This is a genomic window from Ancylobacter sp. WKF20 (genome assembly GCF_029760895.1).
In the GTDB taxonomy this organism is placed as follows: domain Bacteria; phylum Pseudomonadota; class Alphaproteobacteria; order Rhizobiales; family Xanthobacteraceae; genus Ancylobacter.
In genome coordinates, this window is record NZ_CP121679.1 from 1612964 (window position 1) to 1628463 (window position 15500).

A 15500-nucleotide genomic window follows, 5' to 3' on the forward strand; every position below is an offset into this window, starting at 1 on the left:
TCTCGTCGGTTATGCGAGGCCACGGCGCTCGCGCGTCGCTCGTCCTCGTCGGTGAAATTCGGTCGGGAGGCTCCGGGCTGCCGGAAAACTGGTGCGGGCGGAGGGACTCGAACCCCCACATCTTGCGACACTGGAACCTAAATCTCGCCTCTGAGCTGTCCGTCAAGTAACTGCGCGGGTTTGCGCGCCTCCCATCCCCGCCGCTCCCGCGTCAGGGGCACAAGTTGTGGCCTGTGCCCGCACGCTAGAACGATCAAGGACGGCTACTGCATCCACAAGGGACGCAGGAGCGAGCTTCGCATAGCGCATCGTCAGGGTCATTGTCGAGTGTCCGAGGAGCTTCTGCACCTCGTACAGGGGCACTCCGCGCTGAACCAAGCGGCTCGCGAACGTGTGTCGGAGGGTGTGCGGGACGAACTCTTCGTCACCAAGCATCCCCATATGGGAGCGGCAGCGGTTCCAGCTCTCCTCAATCCCTTTCTTGGTGAGGTTGGGAAAGAGCTTAGCCTTGACGGTTCCACGGATGCGCCGCCGAAGGATGGAAGTGGCCCGTTCAGTCGCAGGGATGACGCGCGACCTGTTGGACTTGGTGCGCGATGCGAACAAGCGGATTTGAAGTCGCTCGCCTCCCCCGACCAACGGAACCCGCTCGATTTCGCCCGCAGTGAGGTTCAAGCCCTCAGAAACGCGCATCCCGGTATCCACCAGTAGCGCCACGAAATCGAGCATTTCCGGCTCACCCGTGAAGGTGAACCACGCAAGAATGCGCTCCTCTTCTTCCTCCGTGAACCAGCGCAGCCGGCCCTCAGGTTCGTCTTCCCACTCAAAGTTCGGACGCTTCGCAATCCACTCCATCTTTGCCGCATAAGTCAGCATCTTGGAGAGAGCCGCGAGCTTTCGATTGATCGTCGCCCCCGAGTAGTTCTTCGTTCCCTGCTTCAGGGCCAGTGTTGCCGCATCTATCTGAGCCGGTCCAATGGACCTGATCGGCGTAAGCGGGCCGATGAGATCAACCATCATGCGGCCATTAAAGATGAGGGTGGCTGCGCTCTTCTGCCCCTCCCAATAGCGCGTCTTGGTGCGCTCGAAGAGTTCTTCGAGGGTGGTAGGGGCGATGTTGAGCCCCTCGGTAGGCGCGGTGCCGGTTGTCTCCAGCGATGCGCGTAGTGTTGCCTCCCATGCTTCCGCCTCAGCGCGCGTCGGGAAGTCCTTACGGAAACGCCTCCCGTTGTGCGTAAGGGAACACTGCCATGCGCTCCCTCGGGGTCGAATTGCCATCTATGGCCCTCCTAAGGTACAGGATGATCCGCCATTGCCCGGTTGGCGGAATTGGTAGACGCACTCGGTTTAGGTCCGAGCGCCTCGCGGCGTGGGGGTTCGAGTCCCTCACCGGGCACCACCGGCGATTTCAGCCATTTTCTCAGCGACAGCCTCGCCGGCCGTCGTCGCGCGCCACTCGAAAGCGTTCGCGTGATGCTGAGCGGGCTGCGAGCGGACTAAGCCGCACTCGGTCAGCCACTTGAGGTGTGTGGAAACCGTGTTGCGTGCGATGCCATGACGCTTGGTCAGGTCGCCCTGCCATATGTCAGGCTCCGCGCAGATTATCCCGAAAATCTGCAACGTCAGGTCGGAGAACGACTTGTGCTGCTTCGTGAAATACTCAACGGCAGAAACGAGGTTTCTCAACCCCGCGCGCGCTTCCGGCTTCATCTAGATACCCCTTTGCGTTGTTCCGCAGCGGGTAGGCTTATCCCACTTTCGGGATTTGCTCTAGAGTGCGAGGAACGCTGCAAAGGCGCCGATCATCAGGGCGCCGGCCTTCCATCTCCACCCATCCGCTGTATCAATGCCGAGGCAGGCTCGCCCCGCCCATACCTCAACCCCCGAGCCAGTCGGGGCCGCGCCAAAGAACCGGCGCGCATAGCGGCACTCGTGCCATTCAACCATCACGTCCCCGAGGCCGGGGACGCCTAGATGTACGGACTTCATTCCTTTTTTGCCTTCTTTGATGGGCATACATTCCTAGAAACCTTTCGACAGATACTCATACGCAGGCGAAAGCGTCAAGAACGAAACATGAACACTTAGGTAACAGAAAACCTCTTATCCACACTCGTGGGAACGCCGGTTTTCACATGCACGGGCCTTTTCGCGAGCCGATTGCGGCCTCGCTGGCTGGCTTCATCAGGCGTGCGGCACCACCCGCACACGACGGGCCGCGCGGCCCGTTTCGCCGTCTTCTAAATGGCTTACGCCCTTACCTGTCCAATTCGTTTTCCGAATGGTTCCACCTCGATTGATTCACGCCATTGATGAGAAGCGCGCGGTGCGCCACAACAGCTAGGCGTGGATCAGCCCGTCATCACCCACATATAGATCGACGTTCCCGGCCTTCGTTGCGGCCGCGTCGAGCGCAGCGGCGTGCGGCTCGGGCCAATCACCATCCCAAAAGCCGGCGCCGTGCCCGCACCGCGTCAGCCAGAAGTCGTGCCCCGCCATGGCCGCTTTGCGGGCCGCTAGGCTGCCCTCAAACTCGCGCGAGAGGGGCGCGCCTTCGCATTGGATGTGCGCGAGGTTCGCAGCGTAGAAGTCGCGACAGTCGGCGTGCATTTTCGATAGGGTTTCCGGGGCGATGTCGCTTTCGTCCCGGTCATTGTCGAGAGGCTCGCCCGCGTCATCCACGGATGACCAAAGAGCGGCGCCAACATAGCCCCGGAAGAAATGCCATTCCGGGGAGCCTTCGCGGAGGTTGTCAGGCATTGGCGGACACCTCCCCCAGGTCGACTACCGACACCGTGTCGAAGGCCACGCCGTAGGGCGTCACGGGTTCGACGGGCGCGTAATGCCAGAGGCCGGCCGCCTCTCGGTTCCAGCGCTCAAGCTCCGCGTGATAGGCGGCGACTGACACAAAGCCGCGCGAGGCTGCTCGACTTCTCCCCGTAGGGACGTGAGTTCGGACGTAACAGAATGCGGAGAAGGAATCAGACATCGCGCGCCCTCAAACCGCCTGCCACACGCGAAAGCCAGCGCGCTCTAGCTGCGCCTGCCAAGATGGCCCCGCGTCGTGAAGCAGGGCAGCGCGGAAGGCGTCGTAACCGGAAAGCTCCCCTAGCGCCCGGTCCACCGGGTACACGGAAGGCAGCTTGCCAGCGGCGACCGACGCGGCGGCGGTACGCTTGTCATACCCGAAGCCGTTAGCGTGCCCCCGCACCATCTGAGTGCCGAGCCAATGGACGTAGGCATAGAGCCGCGCCGCGCCGTCCTTCGGGTGCTTGAAGGCCACGGTTGCGACCTTCCGGTCGTCCCCGCCAAGGATGATGTATGCCGAGACGCCAGCGAATGCCTTGTCGTGCTGGTCGTAGACGTTTGCCATGGGGTTGCCTCTAGAGCCTGAGGATTGGTAAGGTTCCCCCCGGCAACCCCACGCCCTTTCGAGCGTGAGGAAGCCGTCTCTAGAGCCAGAGAATGAATAGGGCCGTGAGGGCTGCCACCCTCGCGGCTTTCTTCATTTTCAGGGGTTTGCCAGAGACGGAGACGAACACCACGATTTGCATGGCTCGGTTCTCCGGGGGGTAGCGGCCGGGCAAGAGCGCCCGACCGGGCACGCTAGGCGCACCATGAGGCGCACCCGATGCGGGCCGGATGCGCCCTAGCTGCGTCTCATGAGGTGGGGTTCACCACCAGTTACGGCCGAGCTTCACGGCGCGCGGCTCGATGCCATAAGCGCGCGCGGCGGCCTGTTTCAGGTCACGAAGGGTGTCGCCTAGGTCCCGTCCGAAGTACGGGCCGATCTGGCAGCCGATGCCGTCGTGAGGCGTCACAAGGTAGGGAAACCAGCCTTCGCGAGAATTGCCCCACGCCTCAATGCGGTGCGTCCCGCCCTTGAGGAGTTCCGCGACCGGGACGAACTCGCCGCCCCACATTGTACGATCCGACCAACCCATGATTGGCACTCCGTATCATCCCAAAAACGGGACGTTCGAGATAAAGGTTTCGGCCCTGCTAGGCCATCGTCAGGGGTGCAGCACCAGCACCCGACCTATTCACCTTTCAAACAGCCCCCGAAGGTGCAGCCAGCGCCGCCGCTTCGTTGCACCTCTTATCCCAAAATCGGGATGATGCTGTCAAGCGGGACAGGAGTATTTTTCTTAAAAATCAGAATATTGCATGTTTTTCAGGGCCTTAGTGGGAACTCATTGTGCCCGGAGAAGCCCCGAACTGCGCGCCGCCTCGGCGTGTGTGCGCGCCAACTGCCGCGCAAACTCGATCTGTTTGGCATACTTCGCGTGCTCTGCCGCCGCCCGGCGCGCATCCTCCATTAGCTGGTAGGTTGCGGTATTTTGGTAATTCATGGCGTGGCGCAGAGCGGCCGTGTAAGCGCCGTCTGACGACAACGCTTCCCAGCGCTTCACACTTTCGTACGTGCGAAGGGCAACCGCTTCAGAATAGCCGACGGCAGTTCCATCAAGGTGCGAGGTAGTTACAGAGGGGGCCGACTGGAAGGGCCGTTCAGCAGGCACGGCCTTAACTGTAGAGGGCACAGCCGCGCCCTGTTCAACGCGGGCAATTGCAACACCGCTCTGCGCTTCGCCAGCTTTAGCTTTGGCTTCCTCGACCTTTTGCCACCAAGCCACGCAGCGGGCGCGAAGGATTGCAGCCTTAGCCTGTAGCAACTGCCTTCCCTTACCTTTTTGGGAGTCGGGCAGCGCCAGCCAAGTGTTCAAGTAGGAGAGTGCGAGGGCGCATGCAATGGTGACCGCGACGCTCACCAGCACGCCAAACACGTTAGACATGCGCGACTCCATATAGGCACCCGGACAAGGCAATCTACCATCCCTTGTGGTTTCGCAAAAGAGATAGACAGGGGCGCCCACACCCCATCAAACACGAACGCATCGACGAATGCCCAAGGTGGGCATGGGCACCCGTGCCGCCCCCGCTATGGCCGCCTAGGCGCACGGTGGAGATACTCAATCCAACGCAGAAGCCAGCACCTTCAAGGGCTTGCACGCGGCGCGTGCCCGGAACTGTGCCCAATGCCCCCCTAGGCGCCCCTCTAAATCGGCCGGCCGGCACCCCCATGGGGGGTCTCGCGCGTTCTTCTCTATTCAGATGCTCACTCGGATTTCTGCCGAAAACCATCGGGGGTCCCTTCACGACGACTCCAGCGGCTCCTAGGGTGCCCGGAGACGGCCAACGAAGGGGAACCGCGCATGTCCGGTGGGATGACATGGAAGCAGCTTCAGGAGGCCCTCACAGCCTATCCATGGACCGCGTTCGGGCACGAGGACTTCCACCTAGTCGAGACCACTGTACGTGCCTGTCAGGCGGCCGGGAGACCGCTTGAGGTGGATTGGGAGGCCGTCGAGGCGATGACGGTCATTCTCCAGATTGAGCCCTTGGACACGAGGTTCCTCCTGCACAAGTTTGAGCCGGGTCGTGGGCTACTCTTCCTGAAGAAGAAGCCCCTCTTCCTCGTCTGCACAGGGCAGCTCACCAAGGATAGGTGGGACATGCACCTGCCCGGCCGCTCGTTAGAGGCAGCGCTGAGTGCTGTCGTGAGACCATTCGAGTTGATGGATAGACAGTGGAAGGGGATGGCGAAAGCTCTGGCGGACATTCCAGCAAAGCCTTGACCAGCCCCTAGGTCCCCCTCTCCGAGGCCAGCCTAGGCCACCTCAAGATAGCCTTGACATTACACCCTACCGAGCGACAGCGAGGTAGGGTCATAACCCCGCGATGCGGGTGTATTCCCGCTTTGCAAGCGCGGTCATGCTAAATGCCGGGCCAATGCGGGTGAACCACCCAGCCTTTGCCATGGCCTCTAGGTCGGCGCCGACATCCGACTCCATTCCCAAGGCGGTCATAAGCGAGCCAAGCTCCTCGGGTTTCCACGTGTCGGCCTGCCGATAGCGCCACTGGTCCCCGATAATGGTCAAGATGTTGAGTTGCGTGTCGGTTAGAGAGGCAGTTTCGTAGGCCATGGAACTCTCCGTCTGCTCGTTACGAAACCATATGTAGTATGGTTGTAAAATTGAAACAGAACACACAGCGAACATCCGCCCCCTGTTGGGAGATTTTTTCTCTCACTAACCAACAGGGGGCTCTTCCTATAGTGGGGGGTTAGCCAACTCCTTGATTATAAACGATTTCCCATCCACGTGTCGGCAGCTTTCGGCGCTCCCAACACGCCGTCCATGTATCGCTCCAGCTCCTCCTGCATGAGGCGGTTGTAGTGGTCGCTGGCGGCCTTGTCGGTGTCTGAGGCCATGTGCTCCAACCAGTATTGGCAAGCGCCTGCAACGGCGTCTAGACGGTCGTCGTGGCGCAGCGAACCGCGCTCCTTGGTAAGGCGGGTGAGCTGGTAGAACAGGCTGTAGTGGCCGGCGCCTTCGACCGGCAGCGCCTCCACCGAGCGGAGGTCATCCTCCACCACCTTGCGGTCGATGATGAGCCGGTGCTGGTTCATGAGGGGCTCCAGCGTCTCAATGATGCGTGCCTCCTTCTGTCCCTTGGCGCGTACCTCTTCGACCGTCACCGGATGGATGCGGGCGAGCACGGGCTTGAGGAGTTGCGTGAACATGCCGTCACCGAAGTTGCTCTCGACGAGCACCCGGTTGACGTTGTGCTGCTTGGCGATGACCGCAAGGCGGTTGAGCGTGCCCTCCTCGTAGCCCCCTAACGCGCCGCCCGAGGCCGTCAGGTAGAGCCACCCGTGCAGGATTTTTACGACCGCATAGGCGGTCTCGTCCTTGCCGCGTCCTGAGGGGTCGATGAACATGACGGACCCGGTGAACTCGGCCATCTCCCGCGCGGTCCACATGGGGGAGTGGAAGCGGTCTCCGGTCATTCCGGGGTTCGGGAGGTCTTCAAGCACTTGGTCTGGCCCGGCCGCCCACACGAACTTCACGGGTGCCATGCGCGGATCGAGGGTGAACACGATCAGGTCGGACAGCTTCAGCGGGTAGCGGTCGGCATCGGAGAGGCTGCTGTCGAGCATGAACTGGAGCGCGAAGCCGGATCGGCCATACTCGGCCTCCTTCTCGCGCAGCACGTGCTCAGGGAAGCGCGGGGACACCGGGTCGCCGGCCATCGCCCCGTTCGCCATGAGCTTCAGGATGTAGGGGGCGAGCCGGCCGGCGTACTTCTCGGGGTTCGTCGGGATGCGCGCAGGCCAGATGCGGATTTCGTACCCGCGTCCCGGTAGCTCATTGTAGATGGACATCTCGGACTGCGGCGTGCCGAGGTAGGTAATGTAGCCGCTCTCGGGCTTCACGACCGCCGAGAACTCCTTGATCAGCTCAAGCAGGCGCTCGCGGGCCTGCGCCGTGTAGGAGTTGTTCGTGGTCTCGATATCGTCCGCGATGATTTCGTCAGCGCGGGAGCCGGTGATCTGGCCGGTGATGCCCACCGACTTCACCGAGGGGTCCTTCGACGTGCGCGAAGGCCCGAAGTCGAACATGACCACGCTGTCCTTCTGGCCCTCGCGGGGGCGCAGATGCTGGAGCATGGGCATCTCGTCGATGATCTTCTTGACGAACATCGACAGGCTGTCGGCCGCCTGCTTCGAGGCGGACACGACCATCATCTTCCAGTCGGGGTTCGTGTAGCCGCGCCACGCGACAAAGGCCCCGTAAATCCATGACTTCCCGACGCCTCGGAAAGCCATGATCATCTTCTTCTTGGGGCCGTGCTGAAGGTAGCCGGCGATGTCGTACTGTTCCGGGGTCGGCTCGGGCAGGCCGAGGTGTTTCCAGACGAGGAACAGGAAGTTTCGGAAGTCGGCCCGGATCGGGTCCTTGTGGACGAAGATGGGGCCGGCTGAGTTATTGGAGATGGGTCCTCCGTATGAGACAAAAGAGCCCCCTCAGGATTTCCCCAAGGAGGCTCTATTGGACGAAGACGTGGTGGACCGGCTTAGGTCGCTGGCGGATCAGGTCGACGATGTGCCGGTGGCGGATATTGAGAAGGCCCTACGCGAGGCTGCGGAGGCCATAGAGCGGCTCCGCAACGAGATGGATAGGTGGGCGCCGCTGGTCGCGAAGGGGCTTCAAAAGGGGATACAGGCCCGCTAATTGGCCCTGTAGCCGCTATCCTCTGCGTCGTCCTCCCCGGAGAACGGGAGAGTATGGACGAGGTTCTGGACGTGCTCGGACTTCAGCGAGGCGGTGATGCCGTTGTCCTTGAGGAACTTGACAGCCACCGCGAGGTCGGCCGCGACGGCCTCACCGTTCTCAATCTTCTTGGTGAGCGCCTCAGCGACGGCCTTGTGCAGGCCGCCGAGTTCCTTCTCGTCAGCTTTGTTGCTCACGTGAAGAGACGCTCCAGCTTCGCGCGGAAGAGAGCGTAGAGGCCGGCGAGAACGGCGAGACCGCCGCTCCAGTAGGCCAGCTTCGCGGAGTGCTTGCTTTGCCCCTCCTCAAGCTTCGAGACGCGGTTTTCGAGGTCGGGCCGGTCCTCGATAGCGCGCACGCGCGTTTCCAGCGCAACGCGCGCGTCCCGCTCGACATCAAGGCGCATAATCACGCCGTCCAGCTTGCCCTCAATGCGCCCGAAGGCGCGGTGAAATTCGGTGTCGTGTTCCATTATGTCTCGAAGGTCTGCCACCCGTCAGGTAGGGCCGAAATCAGGCTTGCTCGCTCTTGGGCCGTCAGAAGCGCGTCATAGTCGCCCTGCGGCATGGTGAGGCCCGCCTCCTCGGGGGATGCGGGGATGATGAGGGCGGCCCTACCATCGCCACGATGAGGAAGAACGCCCCACAAGGCGTCCGTTACCGGGTGTCCCCCTGGACGAAGTGCGGCGTAGGCAGCGTGGGAACGCTGCTCGGCTGCGGCCAGCGAAGAGAAGATTAGGTAGCTCATGGCGCTGCCTTCGCGAGCGCCGCGTCAAGAGCGGCAATGTCGAGCGCGGCCTGAGCCGCGACCACGGCGGTCATAGAGCCCACTAGCCACTCGCCGGGAGACTGCGTGGCACCGATGAGGACGTTTACCGTCTGCGGGGTACTCGCGGTAAGGCCGGCCGTCTGATAGCCGCCCGTTGTCACTACGCCGTTGATGGCGAGGTCGGCAGCGGCGGCCGAATAACGGTGGCGGCCTATCAAGCGCCACCAGTTGTTCACTGCGGGAACCGAGGGGGAGACTATGCGCTGATAGCTGTCGCTATCCAGCCGCCGCCCGCCTGCAACTGCCTTGTAGGACTCCGTGGTGAGGAAGCCGATGTTCGCCCGCGTCAGGCCGGTGGCCGTGTTGGCATAGACCACCTGCTGAGAGACGTTAGCGACCTCGCCCCGCCGAAGAACAACCGCACCGAGCGTTAAGGCACCCCGGCCGTTGGAGAAGGCCGTCGTCCCCTGAATCTCAAGGAAGTCATCGGAACCGTCAAAGCGGATGGTCGGGCGGTCGTTCACGGCGTCGAGCACCCCGGCGTTGACGAGCCGAGGTTGCCGTGCTGCGGTTGCCTGCACTGCATGTCGCGCTTGGCCGGTCTGGTCATACAGCGCGACCAGAAGGACGCTAGATGTCCCGGCCCAACTCAATAGAGCTGAGGTGTCGAGCCAGCCATCGCCGCGCGCTCCGAACTCCATCTCTGAGTTATCCGATGCGCGGCGAGCCCGGAGGAGCGGGCCGGTATAGCTCGTGAGCATCCGGCGCATCCCAAGGGCGACGTAGAGTTGGGGCGAGAGGTCGTCCAGAGGGGACGCCGCAAGAGCCCGACGCCCCCTCCAGAGGCCAAACCCAAAGCGGCTCATCAGGGAACCATGAAGACCGGCGTAACGGTGCCTTCGGCCCACACGCGGGTTCCAGCCACGTCAAACCAGCCGGGCTGAAAGATGGGCACAGAGCGTTTCACGCCGCGCAGGGACGTGTAGACCAGCGTGCCAGCGGAGCCGATGTAGAGGGCGCGGAAAGGCTCCGCGGTGTCGACGGTATTGGACGGCGTGAGGGGGATGAGGTCCTCGGCCGTGTGGAGTTCTTTGATGTTGTCGAGAGAGAGCATTAAATCCTCGTTGAGGCGCTCACGAAGAGGCGGTCAACGTTTTCATCGGTGAGGCCAACCTCTACAGCGAGAGCGGTGAGGTAGGGATTGGTACGCTCGAAGTTGAGCGCGTTGTTCCACCAGAGGCGGACAGGCGCGTAGGGGTGAGCGGCAACGGCAGCCTCCACGGCCTCAAGCATTCCGGCTTCGTAGAGTGCGATGAGAGCCTGCGCGCGGGTCACAGCCTGCGGAACGGTAGCAGGACGGGGACGGATGGTGATGACGTTCACCCGCCCACCCCATCGAAGCTGGTAAAGTCGGCGGTCCAGAGGTCCCGCTGGGAGCGGTCGGCAGGGATGTCGCCATCCTGCACAATGCGGTAGGGAACGCCGGTAGGCACGAGCTGGACGGCAAGGTCGTTTAGAGATTCGATGCCTTCGGCCGGGGTCAGAACGGCCACGCCGCCATCGGCCGTCGGGTAAATGATGCGCATGTCAGGTTCCCCGGAAGATGACAAGGTTGACGATATTCGGATCGAAGTTGTTCTGCGTGACCGAGTTGGACGTATAGGTCACGAGGTCTATGTAAGTTGTTTGCTGGCTAGTGATGTGAACGACACTCGGGGCCTGCCCCTGCTGCCCATCACCAGTATTGGTGCAAGAGAGCAGCGCCATGTAATTCGTGTCCGGCATTGCAGTCGCGAAGTACACTCGATATGTGCCAGAGCCCAAGTCACCAATCGCGCTGACGTTGTACGTCTTGCGGATTGTCACGGTCCCGTTTCCCTGAAAGTTCACGGCGGCCAGATACTTGCCATTGCTCAACCAAGTCAGGTCGGCATCTAGACCCGTCACCTGCGATTTTGAGTGCGTATGGGTCGCGGCTGCTTTGCCGGCCAGTGCGGTAGCCGTAGCCGACTGATCTGCCTTGTTGGCGAGAGCATCGGACAGGCCAGCCACTTCGGAGACGCTGTGGCCGTGGCCGATTGGGGACTTTGCGTCGAGCGCCGTCTGCGTGGCTGCGGCGTCTGCCTTATCCGCAATGTCCTCTACGGCCTGTGAAAGCGCGCTCTCGGCTGCCAAGAAGCGCGCCGTGAGCGTCTCATTGGTTCCCGCAATCTTCACCTTGTCGGTGGTGATTTCGGCTGCGCCTGTGACGAGGGCGATGGCCGCTACCGCGTCCTGCACATTGGTCGCCGTGAGGTTGGTTCCTGCCGGATCGAACGGAAGGTCGGCGGCGTCGTCGATGACAACCGCCTCCGCGAGGTCCTGAGCCACCTTGAACAGGTCAGCGGCAGTCGTTGAAGCCTCAAGGGCGACTTCGAGGGCCTCCTCCGAGGTGGTCTTGGCGCTCGCAGCTTCAGCCTTGGCGGACGCCGCATCCGTGGCCGCAACGCCCGCGAGGCTCAGCGCCTGCCCCGCCGTTGCCACCGCCGAGGCCGAGTTATCCAGCGCCGTGCGCGCCTCCTCGGTGATGGCCGTAACGCCGTCGCTGGTCTCCTCCACGATGTCGAGAACGTGCTCATAGGTCGTGTTGAGGTCTTCCCCGGTGACGGTCGAACCGTCCTCGAACCGGACCAAGGCGCCGGTCGCGGTGCGGCGGAAGATGTTGATGAGGGTGCCGTTTGCGGGCGCAGCGGCAAGCTCAAGCTGGCCCGAGGTGATCCACGTGAACGGAACCTGCGCGCCGTTCACGGTGACGTAGACGTAGCTGCGGTCGCGGTAGTCAAAGGCGACCGGGTAACGTCGGGTCGAACCGTCCCCCCGGTAGAAGAGGGACGTTTGAAGGACTGCCAAATTGTCTCCTGATGATGAGCAAGCGGCCGAAGCCGCCTGCGTCAGTGTCGGGTCTTGGGTGCATACTCGGGCAGGCCCTCGGACATGATGCCGAGGAGCGTCGTGACAGGGAGCACGTTCTGCCAGATGAGAGGACGGATAGCCGAGCGGACCTCAGCCTGCGACCACGAGCGGCCCTCGGCAATCGGATCCACAACGGCACTGACGGCTCCCTGAATGTCGTTCAGAAGGCCCGTTGTCGGATTGCCGAACCAGAGGTCCGAAGTCTGCCCCGTGGAGCGGCTGTTGAAGACGCCCTGATTGCCGCTGAGGCGCGCTGCGGAGTCCACTACAAGCGGTATGAGCGCGGTCATGCCGGTTCGCTGGAAGGCGCCCAAGGCAATACCCTGAGGCGACAGGCGCTCCTCCAGTTGCTTCTCCGTGAGGCTCGGGGCGTTCGCTCCGGTCTGCGCGATGTGGCCCACCGTCGAGGTGAAGTAGGTGGCGAGAAAGGTGGTAAGGCTCTCCCGGTCCCACATATGGATGTTGTGGAGCATCTGCTTCGAGTGGGCGCCAAGGACGAAGGTGCGGAACTGGAGGAGCATCTGCGCAACCGGATGCGACATCCACTGAGCGAACATGCCGGGGGAGTTCTCCTGCACGACGCGGCGCGCCATCCGGTCGACTGCGTTCTCGAAGTGCGCCGCCGCCTGAAGGTCATCCCACTTGTCCACGTTGAGCCGCCGCAGCTTGCCGCCCTCGCCGTCCGTGAGCGTGCGGTACTTCCTGATCTGATCGAACACGCGCTCGGCCATGGCATCCGTGAGGCCCAAGGCGCGGAGACGCTGGGCGTTCCTGAGGGACTTTCCGTCCGCCATGAGCGAGAACTTGTGGAGGATGGCCGAGCCGGTCCACCGATGGAGCACGGTGTTGATGGCGTTCAGGCCCGACACCTCGGCGGTCGCGTGCTTGAGGAACCCAAGCCCCTTCTCAAGAGCTTCGACTTTCGGGCTCACGGACGCGAAGCTGCCGAACTCAGGGTCTCCCGTGATGCGGCTGTCGGCGGCGCTCCGCAGTCGCTCGGCGCCGTGCCCGGTGATGCTCTCCCATTCATCCACCAGCTCGTGCGTGATCCGCCCCGTCTCGGCGCCGCGCAGCCACGCGCGAACCATAGGCACGCCCTTCAGCGTGGCCTTCACGCCGGCAGCGGAAACGATGTTGCCTAGCTCGGAGATTTGCGCGAAGCCAACCTGCCCCATGACGCGGACGAAGCCGTAGTCTCGAAGCAGTCTCCCGGTGGTCGCAAGCGCCGTGTTGGCGTCGTGCATGGGGATGCCAGCCACCGACTTGAAGAGGAAGTCGAGCCGGCCGATGTCCTCGTCCAGCTTGGCCCTGTCCTGTCCGGCCTCGGCAGCAACGGCACGCACCCGTTGGAGGTGGGTATCCCATTCGCCGGGGTGGGTGAAACCGTCGATGAGGAGGTGACGCTCGCCGTCGATGACCTTGCCCGCACGGGCCTGCGCGAGAGCCACGGCGCCCGACATCTGCCGATTGTAGATGGCCCAAAGCTTGTCGGTGTCGTTCTCCAGAAGTAGGTCAGCGATGGTCGCCTGCGAGCCATCCGGCATCTTGAGAACAAGGCTCTCGTCAAGGAGCACCCGGTGCTTGCCGCGAGAGACCGAGCCGGTGTCGTTCGGCCGCTTTAGCCGCGCCATGACGTTCTCGACATCCTCGGGGCTAACGCCGTCGAGGTCGCCTAGCATGACCCGAAGGCCCTCTAGGTCGTCCCCGAACAAGGCGGCGCCCTGCCGGATGTTCATTCCGTAAGCCAGCTCCTTGATCTTCTTGGCGTAGCCTCGGCCCATCTTGAGGGCCAGGTCTCCGTCAAGGTCTGGCGACTTCGCCATCATCGCCTCGGCAATGGCGGCCCCGAGGCCGTTCACGCCGAAGCGTTCATGGGCGGCGAGAACCTTCCGATAGTCGAAGATGCGCGGGAGGTAGTTCAGGTTCTCCTCCAGCACGCCAAAGCCTCCTACCGGGCGAAACTGGCCGGAAAGTCCCTGCGACAGTCCGGGGTCATTGGCGAGCTTCACATACCGGGCATATGCCTGCCGGTCTGCCGAGGCCGCCTTCATCACATGGGGGTCGAAGGTGTCGAGAGGGTCACGACTACGGACAGCACGGGCAACCTCCGTGTTGAACGCCGCCCGACTTCGGGTCTTCTTCCACCAGTTTAGGTCCCGCTCCTTCGCCCACCCGTCGAAGGCCGCCTCGTATTCACGACGCCGGACGACATCGGCCTTTCGGGCAATCTTCCGCTGCTCCTCAGAGGCCGTCCAAACCGTCTCCATCTCCTTGTCCACGTGACCCACCGCGTCCTCGCCAAGGACGTTCCCGGTGGCTCGCGTCAGGGGGTTATCGGATTTCTTGGTCGCTCCGGTGGCGTCGTATCGAAGGTCTCCCATCGCGGCGCGCGGCGTGATGTCTGAGCCTTGGAGGCGCATCGCATCGGCCGCATCGTATCGGAGCACGGACTGCTCTACCGGGTTCTGTGCCGCGCCGGCCGAGCTATCCGCCCCACGGGGAACGTAGCGCCCCTCCACCTCTCCTACGGCCTCCGTGGCGACCTTTCGCAGCGCAGCCGCCTCTTCGGCCATGTGCGGGGCCTTGCTCAGGTAGCCGTAGGCGCTGCCAATGAACGCGCCACCGGCTGCCGAGTAGAGCACCGCATCCCACTCGGGGTTCGGCTTCAGTCCCTCCTCGGCCGCCGAGAGTCCGGCATTGATGGCGGCACCGGCCGCGCCCGCACGGAGCGTGCGCTGGAGCTTGTTGAGCTTCTGGCCCCACATGATGGCGTTGCCCGTGCCCGCCGTGAGGAAGCCCACACCGAGCCCGATGGGGTCCCCGAAGGCTGCCGCAACGCGCGCCGCGCTGCCGACGATACCGGCCTCTGAAAGCTCACGCTCCCGCTGCATCTGCGAGAGAATGGCCTCGCGGGTGGAAAGCCCCTGTTCCCGCGAATAGACGCTCTCGAAGGCTCCCCAACGGTCCTGAGGGATGCCCTTGGTGAGCTTGTCCAGCTCCTCCCTGCTCATGCGGTAGCTGGGGTCGTCGAACTGGAGCCAGTCCTTCGTCAGGAGCCAGCCAGTGAGGCTGTCTTCCCGCGCGGCGTTGGCGATGGTGGTGCCGATGCCCGGCGCGCCAGCGGCCTCCTGAGCGGCGTCTGCGGCCATCTGCTGGGGAACGGTGATCGGGCGCGTGGGGGCGTAGTCAGAGGACCGGATGTCAGAGGCGCCGCTGGCGCTTTGGGGCGTGAAGGTGCCCCCGAGGAGGGCCGCAGCCTTGACCTCATGGTCAGCCATCTGCGTTTCCACCTTGTCCCGCACGGTGCCCGGAGCGCCGCCATTGTGGGCGTCCGTGGCGTTGTAACGGCCCGCCGCGCCGGCATTGATGGCACTGTAGATGTCGAGGCGGCCCATGCCGGGCTGGACGCCTGCGTCCTTCAGGTAGCGTTCGGCGGCCTCAACCTGGGCCGTTACGGTCATGTCCTGAGTGACGCCGTACTTCTGGCGCTGGGCCTCGCCCGACTGGATTAGGCCGCGATGCTCGCCCCACTGCGTGCGGGGGCCTTTCTGCCACGGGTCGAAGGTGCCGCCCGTCTCGTAGGAAATGACCGTGGCGAGGTCGAGAGGGTTGATGCCAAGGCGTTGCGAGGATGCCTTGATGGCATCCGCGAGTTCGTTGCTCATT

Annotated in this window: 18 protein-coding genes, 1 tRNA gene and 1 other RNA gene; 3 read left to right on the plus strand and 17 right to left on the minus strand. The window is 63.2% G+C overall.

Features of this window, described 5'->3' with window-relative positions; genetic code table 11:
- Positions 1–162: 162 nt before the first annotated feature.
- Positions 163–1278, minus strand: a complete 1116-nt coding sequence (locus AncyloWKF20_RS07385; protein WP_279317228.1) for a site-specific integrase — start codon at positions 1276–1278, stop codon at positions 163–165.
- Positions 1279–1314: 36 nt separating this feature from the next.
- Here AncyloWKF20_RS07385 and AncyloWKF20_RS07390 point away from each other — a divergent pair.
- A tRNA-Leu gene (locus AncyloWKF20_RS07390) sits at positions 1315–1399 on the plus strand.
- Here the strand turns inward: AncyloWKF20_RS07390 and AncyloWKF20_RS07395 are convergent.
- From AncyloWKF20_RS07395 to AncyloWKF20_RS07420, 6 genes are all read right to left on the minus strand, one after another.
- On the minus strand, positions 1387–1710 hold the full coding sequence (locus tag AncyloWKF20_RS07395; RefSeq protein WP_279317229.1) for a winged helix-turn-helix transcriptional regulator: 324 nt from the start codon (positions 1708–1710) through the stop codon (positions 1387–1389). The two genes, AncyloWKF20_RS07390 and AncyloWKF20_RS07395, sit on opposite strands and share 13 nt — an antisense overlap.
- Positions 1711–2169: 459 nt before the next feature.
- Positions 2170–2236, minus strand: an RNA gene (locus AncyloWKF20_RS07400) — hammerhead ribozyme type II.
- A 104-nt stretch (positions 2237–2340) separates the two neighbouring features.
- On the minus strand, positions 2341–2760 hold the full coding sequence (locus tag AncyloWKF20_RS07405; protein WP_279317230.1) for a hypothetical protein: 420 nt from the start codon (positions 2758–2760) through the stop codon (positions 2341–2343).
- Positions 2761–2998: 238 nt separating this feature from the next.
- A complete protein-coding gene (locus AncyloWKF20_RS07410) occupies positions 2999–3373 on the minus strand; it encodes a hypothetical protein (RefSeq protein WP_279317231.1) in 375 nt (124 codons plus the stop codon).
- A gap of 301 nt (positions 3374–3674) precedes the next feature.
- A complete protein-coding gene (locus AncyloWKF20_RS07415; protein ID WP_279317232.1) occupies positions 3675–3944 on the minus strand; it encodes a hypothetical protein in 270 nt (89 codons plus the stop codon).
- A 249-nt stretch (positions 3945–4193) separates the two neighbouring features.
- Positions 4194–4793 carry a hypothetical protein gene (locus tag AncyloWKF20_RS07420; protein ID WP_279317233.1) on the minus strand — a complete coding sequence of 200 codons (600 nt, stop codon included), beginning with the start codon at positions 4791–4793 and terminating at the stop codon, positions 4194–4196.
- Between the two features lie 420 nt (positions 4794–5213).
- Here AncyloWKF20_RS07420 and AncyloWKF20_RS07425 point away from each other — a divergent pair, with 420 nt between their 5' ends.
- Positions 5214–5636, plus strand: coding sequence for a hypothetical protein (locus tag AncyloWKF20_RS07425; protein ID WP_279317234.1), 423 nt, complete (start codon positions 5214–5216; stop codon positions 5634–5636).
- Positions 5637–5726: 90 nt separating this feature from the next.
- Here the strand turns inward: AncyloWKF20_RS07425 and AncyloWKF20_RS07430 are convergent, their stop codons facing one another.
- Positions 5727–5984, minus strand: a complete 258-nt coding sequence (locus tag AncyloWKF20_RS07430; protein WP_279317235.1) for a hypothetical protein — start codon at positions 5982–5984, stop codon at positions 5727–5729.
- 155 nt (positions 5985–6139) lie between these two features.
- Positions 6140–7837: a phage terminase large subunit gene (terL, locus tag AncyloWKF20_RS07435; protein WP_347710391.1), complete on the minus strand. Its 1698-nt coding sequence runs from the start codon at positions 7835–7837 to the stop codon at positions 6140–6142.
- A 55-nt stretch (positions 7838–7892) separates the two neighbouring features.
- On the opposite strand from terL, the gene AncyloWKF20_RS07440 reads away from it, so the two are divergent.
- Positions 7893–8075 (plus strand): hypothetical protein, encoded by a 183-nt coding sequence (locus tag AncyloWKF20_RS07440; RefSeq protein WP_279317236.1) that lies wholly within the window; start codon positions 7893–7895, stop codon positions 8073–8075.
- On the opposite strand, the gene AncyloWKF20_RS07445 is transcribed toward AncyloWKF20_RS07440, so the two are convergent.
- The 8 genes from AncyloWKF20_RS07445 to AncyloWKF20_RS07480 all read right to left on the minus strand — a co-directional run bounded on the left by AncyloWKF20_RS07445 (position 8072) and on the right by AncyloWKF20_RS07480 (position 15499).
- On the minus strand, positions 8072–8311 hold the full coding sequence (locus AncyloWKF20_RS07445) for a hypothetical protein (RefSeq protein WP_279317237.1): 240 nt from the start codon (positions 8309–8311) through the stop codon (positions 8072–8074). The genes AncyloWKF20_RS07440 and AncyloWKF20_RS07445 overlap by 4 nt on opposite strands.
- Positions 8308–8586 (minus strand): hypothetical protein, encoded by a 279-nt coding sequence (locus AncyloWKF20_RS07450; RefSeq protein ID WP_279317238.1) that lies wholly within the window; start codon positions 8584–8586, stop codon positions 8308–8310. The genes AncyloWKF20_RS07445 and AncyloWKF20_RS07450 overlap by 4 nt, the downstream gene beginning before the upstream one ends.
- A 271-nt stretch (positions 8587–8857) precedes the next feature.
- Positions 8858–9643, minus strand: a complete 786-nt coding sequence (locus tag AncyloWKF20_RS07455) for a hypothetical protein (RefSeq protein ID WP_279317239.1) — start codon at positions 9641–9643, stop codon at positions 8858–8860.
- Between the two features lie 104 nt (positions 9644–9747).
- Entirely contained in the window at positions 9748–9996 is a 249-nt protein-coding gene (locus AncyloWKF20_RS07460) for a hypothetical protein (RefSeq protein ID WP_279317240.1), read from the minus strand.
- Positions 9996–10265: a hypothetical protein gene (locus AncyloWKF20_RS07465; RefSeq protein ID WP_279317241.1), complete on the minus strand. Its 270-nt coding sequence runs from the start codon at positions 10263–10265 to the stop codon at positions 9996–9998. Before AncyloWKF20_RS07465 ends, AncyloWKF20_RS07460 begins: the two co-directional genes overlap by 1 nt.
- A complete protein-coding gene (locus AncyloWKF20_RS07470) occupies positions 10262–10468 on the minus strand; it encodes a hypothetical protein (RefSeq protein ID WP_279317242.1) in 207 nt (68 codons plus the stop codon). The genes AncyloWKF20_RS07465 and AncyloWKF20_RS07470 overlap by 4 nt, the downstream gene beginning before the upstream one ends.
- Before the next feature lies 1 nt (position 10469).
- Positions 10470–11771, minus strand: a complete 1302-nt coding sequence (locus tag AncyloWKF20_RS07475) for a phage tail fiber protein (protein ID WP_279317243.1) — start codon at positions 11769–11771, stop codon at positions 10470–10472.
- A gap of 41 nt (positions 11772–11812) precedes the next feature.
- Complete coding sequence (locus tag AncyloWKF20_RS07480; protein WP_279317244.1) at positions 11813–15499, minus strand: hypothetical protein; 3687 nt, start codon at positions 15497–15499, stop codon at positions 11813–11815.
- Between the last annotated feature and the right edge of the window lies 1 nt (position 15500).

Bases quoted from the DNA above. Each gene is read 5' to 3' on its own strand.
- AncyloWKF20_RS07385 (WP_279317228.1), bottom strand. From the start codon at position 1,278: ATGGCAATTCGACCCCGAGGGAGCGCATGGCAGTGTTCCCTTACGCAC.
- AncyloWKF20_RS07395 (WP_279317229.1), bottom strand. From the start codon at position 1,710: ATGAAGCCGGAAGCGCGCGCGGGGTTGAGAAACCTCGTTTCTGCCGTT.
- AncyloWKF20_RS07405 (WP_279317230.1), bottom strand. From the start codon at position 2,760: ATGCCTGACAACCTCCGCGAAGGCTCCCCGGAATGGCATTTCTTCCGG.
- AncyloWKF20_RS07410 (WP_279317231.1), bottom strand. From the start codon at position 3,373: ATGGCAAACGTCTACGACCAGCACGACAAGGCATTCGCTGGCGTCTCG.
- AncyloWKF20_RS07415 (WP_279317232.1), bottom strand. From the start codon at position 3,944: ATGGGTTGGTCGGATCGTACAATGTGGGGCGGCGAGTTCGTCCCGGTC.
- AncyloWKF20_RS07420 (WP_279317233.1), bottom strand. From the start codon at position 4,793: ATGTCTAACGTGTTTGGCGTGCTGGTGAGCGTCGCGGTCACCATTGCA.
- AncyloWKF20_RS07425 (WP_279317234.1), top strand. From the start codon at position 5,214: ATGTCCGGTGGGATGACATGGAAGCAGCTTCAGGAGGCCCTCACAGCC.
- AncyloWKF20_RS07430 (WP_279317235.1), bottom strand. From the start codon at position 5,984: ATGGCCTACGAAACTGCCTCTCTAACCGACACGCAACTCAACATCTTG.
- AncyloWKF20_RS07450 (WP_279317238.1), bottom strand. From the start codon at position 8,586: ATGGAACACGACACCGAATTTCACCGCGCCTTCGGGCGCATTGAGGGC.
- AncyloWKF20_RS07455 (WP_279317239.1), bottom strand. From the start codon at position 9,643: ATGCTCACGAGCTATACCGGCCCGCTCCTCCGGGCTCGCCGCGCATCG.
- AncyloWKF20_RS07460 (WP_279317240.1), bottom strand. From the start codon at position 9,996: ATGCTCTCTCTCGACAACATCAAAGAACTCCACACGGCCGAGGACCTC.
- AncyloWKF20_RS07470 (WP_279317242.1), bottom strand. From the start codon at position 10,468: ATGCGCATCATTTACCCGACGGCCGATGGCGGCGTGGCCGTTCTGACC.
- AncyloWKF20_RS07480 (WP_279317244.1), bottom strand. From the start codon at position 15,499: ATGAGCAACGAACTCGCGGATGCCATCAAGGCATCCTCGCAACGCCTT.